Raw genomic sequence first — 3,106 nt, forward strand, 5'->3', positions numbered from 1 at the left:
GCAACCGCCCCAGCCACAACCGCAAACCGCTGAGGATGCTCAGGCTGCTCGACGCGCAGTCCGGACGATCCGTGCGTCGGCGGAGACAATCCTGAGCGGTCGGGCGCACGCCCCGGCGCCCGGGCGTCCCGCACCGGGACGGGACCGCATTCGGTCGGTTCGCGAAATCTTCACCGCGTCGGGTCGAGGGTCCTGTCATCGGAGCTGCGCCCGCATGACGATACGTCCCCCCGCATGGATGCCGCGCCGCGCCCTGGCGGCGCGGGTCGCCGCCCTGGTGCTGGCCGGGGCGTCAGGGGCGAGCGCCGGCGAGGCCGCGGACCGCTACGCCGCGTGGCACGGATGCCTCGACCGCCATTTCGCATTCCGTGCCGCCATCGGCAGCCGCCGTCTTGCGGCCGACGCTGCGTTGCAGGCCTGCCGCGACGTGCAGGCCGCCTACCTCGCAAGCGTGTCGGCCTCGCCGCTGATCGATGCCGACGACGCGATCCAGGCACGACCCGCCCTGGTCGCGCGGGCGCGAAGCAGGCTGCTCGGGCGGGGCGCCTCGCTGTGACGCGCCGCGCCGGTCGCCGGCGCAACGCGCGGCCCACCGCGCCGGAAGACCTGCGCGCAGCCTTGAACGATGGCCTGGGGACACCGATCGACAGGGTCGGCGTCCTCGGTGCCGTCGGCCCTGCGGTCCGCGCCCTTCGCCGATCAGGCGGCTTCCGCCTTGCGGCTCTGGCCGCCCTTGACCGGTGCGGTTGCGGCCTTGCGGCCGCGGCGGGCCGGAGCCGCGGCAACCGGCTCTTCCGCCGGCTCCTCCACCACCTCGGTGGGGGCGGCGCGGCCCGGCTGACCGAGGCCGAGGCTCTTGGCCAGCGCCGAGCGCTGGGCCGAGTAGTTCGCCGAGGTGGTCGGGTAGTCGGCGGGCAGGCCGTAACGGTCGCGGTAGGCGTGCGGATCGAGGCCGTGCTTGGTAAGGTGACGCTTCAGCGTCTTGTAGGACTTGCCGTCGATGAAGCTGACCAGCCCATCCGGGCGGATCGACTTGCGGATCTGAGCGGGCGTGGGCTTCTCGACGGTCTCCGTCGGGGCCGGCGCCGAGCCCGTGCCGACGCTGTTCAGCGCCTCGTGGATGCTGGCGATCAGGGCCGGAAGTTCGGCGGTCGGTATCGAGTTGTTGGAGACGTAGGCCGCGACGACGTCGACGGTCCGTTCAATGTAATTCATCTGCGCCGTCGGTGCAGTTTCAGACATACTCACGATCCTTGTTCATGGTCCTTGAAGAAGCTCCCCCAGCCGAGGAATTATGATTTTTCATAAGAAAAGCAAGGATGCCGATGCACTTATCCGTGTTCGACGTGCGCTCAACCGCCGATGTTACCTGCCGGGCTTCACGCGCCTTCATGCAGCAGCCATCGTTTCCGCATAACTTCCTTATAACGGCACCGCGAATGCTGCGCATCCGCAACGCTTGGGTTTTTCGCTTTTCCGAGAGACCGTTAACCGGCATGCGCACGCCCGGCCCGCGTGCCTGAGACGGTCGAAGTCCGGCCCTTCCCGCTACAGGTTCACCGTTGCTCAGTCCCTCCGCGGTGCGGACGGCACGCATTGCTGTGGGTCGGGTGCGACGATCGCGACATCGGCGCGTTCGGGGATCGGGGGACGTACCCTCGACTGTATCGAGTCCTCCGGACGACCGACCGAGCGTCATCGCGGGATCGGCGGCCCGCGCGAGACCTTGTCCCGCGCTCAGGAGAAGGTCTCGCGCGGTCAGGAGAAGGTCTTGCGCGGATCGAACGCGTCGCGCACCGCCTCGCCGGCGAAGACGAGCAGGCTCAGCATCGCGGCGATCACCAGGAAGCCGGAGAGGCCGAGCCAGGGCGCGGTGAGGTTGTCCTTGCCCTGCGCCAGCAGCTCGCCCAGCGAGGGCGAGCCGGGGGGCAGGCCGAAGCCGAGGAAGTCGAGCGAGGTCAGCGTCGTGATCGAGCCGTTGAGGATGAACGGCAGGAAGGTCAGCGTCGCCACCATGGCGTTGGGCAGCAGGTGCACGCTCATGATGCGCAGGTTCGACAGCCCGAGGGCGCGCGCTGCGCGAACGTACTCGAAGTTGCGTGCGCGCAAAAACTCGGCGCGCACCACGCTGACCAGCGCCACCCACGAGAACAGCAGCATGATGCCGAGCAGCACGAAGAAGCCCGGCGCGATGAAGGCCGAGATGATGATGATGAGGTACAGCGTCGGGATGCCGCCCCAGACCTCGATGAAGCGCTGGAACGACAGGTCGACCCAGCCGCCGAAGTAGCCCTGCACGGCGCCCGCGATCACCCCGATCACCGAGGACACCGCGGCCAGGATCAGCCCGAACAGCACCGAGATGCGGAAGCCGTAGATGACGCGGGCGAGCACGTCGCGGGTGGTGTTGTCGGTGCCGAGCCAGTGCCACGGGATGCCGGCGCAGCCCGAGCCGGGCGCGGTTTCCGCCGCTTGGCACTGCGCGTCGGTGAGCATCCAGGTCGGCGGGGACGGCGAGGGCGTCGGCAGGCCGTCGTTGATGGTGTCGTAGGAGAACGGGATCGGCGGCCAGACCGACCAGCCGTTCTCCGCGATCTCCTTCCTGATCTCGGGAATCCGGTAGTCGGTGCGCGCCAGGAACCCGCCGAACTTCTCCTCCGGGTAGTCGATCAGCACGGGAAACAGCCACTCGCCTTTGTACGAGGCGACGATCGGCCGGTCGTTGGCGATGAATTCGGCAAACAGGCTGACGAGGAACAGTCCGGCAAAGATCAGGAACGACCCGTAGCCGAGACGGTTGCGGCGGAAGTTCGCGAGCCGCCTGCGGTTCAGCGGCGACAGGCCGCCCCGGCGCGCGGTGCCCAGGGGCGCGGCGGCGGGCGCGGTCTCGACGGTCCGCAGGACGACCGGCTGCGCGCCGGGCATCGGGGCCGACACCGCGTCGCCCTCGGGCGGCCGGGCGATCTCGTTCATCGCTTGCGGCTCCGCGGAACGGTCCGGGCCAGCGCCGCGGGGATTGCGGGATACGCGACCGGCGCTCTCTCCCATGAAGGGCGACTGCTTACGAGAAGGGCACGCGGAACCCTCCCCCCTCTGCGGGGGAGGG

The 3,106-nt window shown here is 69.3% G+C and carries 3 protein-coding genes; 1 reads left to right on the forward strand and 2 read right to left on the reverse strand.

The genetic code is table 11. The features are described 5' to 3' along the window. Window positions 1-214: 214 nt before the first annotated feature. Complete coding sequence (locus ACFE8Y_RS21420; protein WP_375466383.1) at window positions 215-556, forward strand: hypothetical protein; 342 nt, start codon at window positions 215-217, stop codon at window positions 554-556. 143 nt (window positions 557-699) lie between these two features. Here the strand turns inward: ACFE8Y_RS21420 and ACFE8Y_RS21425 are convergent, their stop codons facing one another. Together ACFE8Y_RS21425 and ACFE8Y_RS21430 are read right to left on the reverse strand one after the other, a co-directional pair. Then, on the reverse strand, window positions 700-1,242 hold the full coding sequence (locus ACFE8Y_RS21425) for a MucR family transcriptional regulator (protein ID WP_375466384.1): 543 nt from the start codon (window positions 1,240-1,242) through the stop codon (window positions 700-702). A gap of 516 nt (window positions 1,243-1,758) precedes the next feature. Continuing rightward, a complete protein-coding gene (locus tag ACFE8Y_RS21430) occupies window positions 1,759-2,973 on the reverse strand; it encodes an ABC transporter permease (RefSeq protein WP_375466385.1) in 1,215 nt (404 codons plus the stop codon). Window positions 2,974-3,106: the final 133 nt, after the last annotated feature.

This window comes from uncultured Methylobacterium sp. (assembly GCF_964242245.1).
Lineage (GTDB): Bacteria > Pseudomonadota > Alphaproteobacteria > Rhizobiales > Beijerinckiaceae > Methylobacterium.

What these genes read in the sequence shown, in the direction of transcription:
- ACFE8Y_RS21430 (WP_375466385.1), bottom strand. Translation starts at nt 2,973, where the DNA reads ATGAACGAGATCGCCCGGCCGCCCGAGGGCGACGCGGTGTCGGCCCCG.
- ACFE8Y_RS21425 (WP_375466384.1), bottom strand. Translation starts at nt 1,242, where the DNA reads ATGTCTGAAACTGCACCGACGGCGCAGATGAATTACATTGAACGGACC.
- ACFE8Y_RS21420 (WP_375466383.1), top strand. Translation starts at nt 215, where the DNA reads ATGACGATACGTCCCCCCGCATGGATGCCGCGCCGCGCCCTGGCGGCG.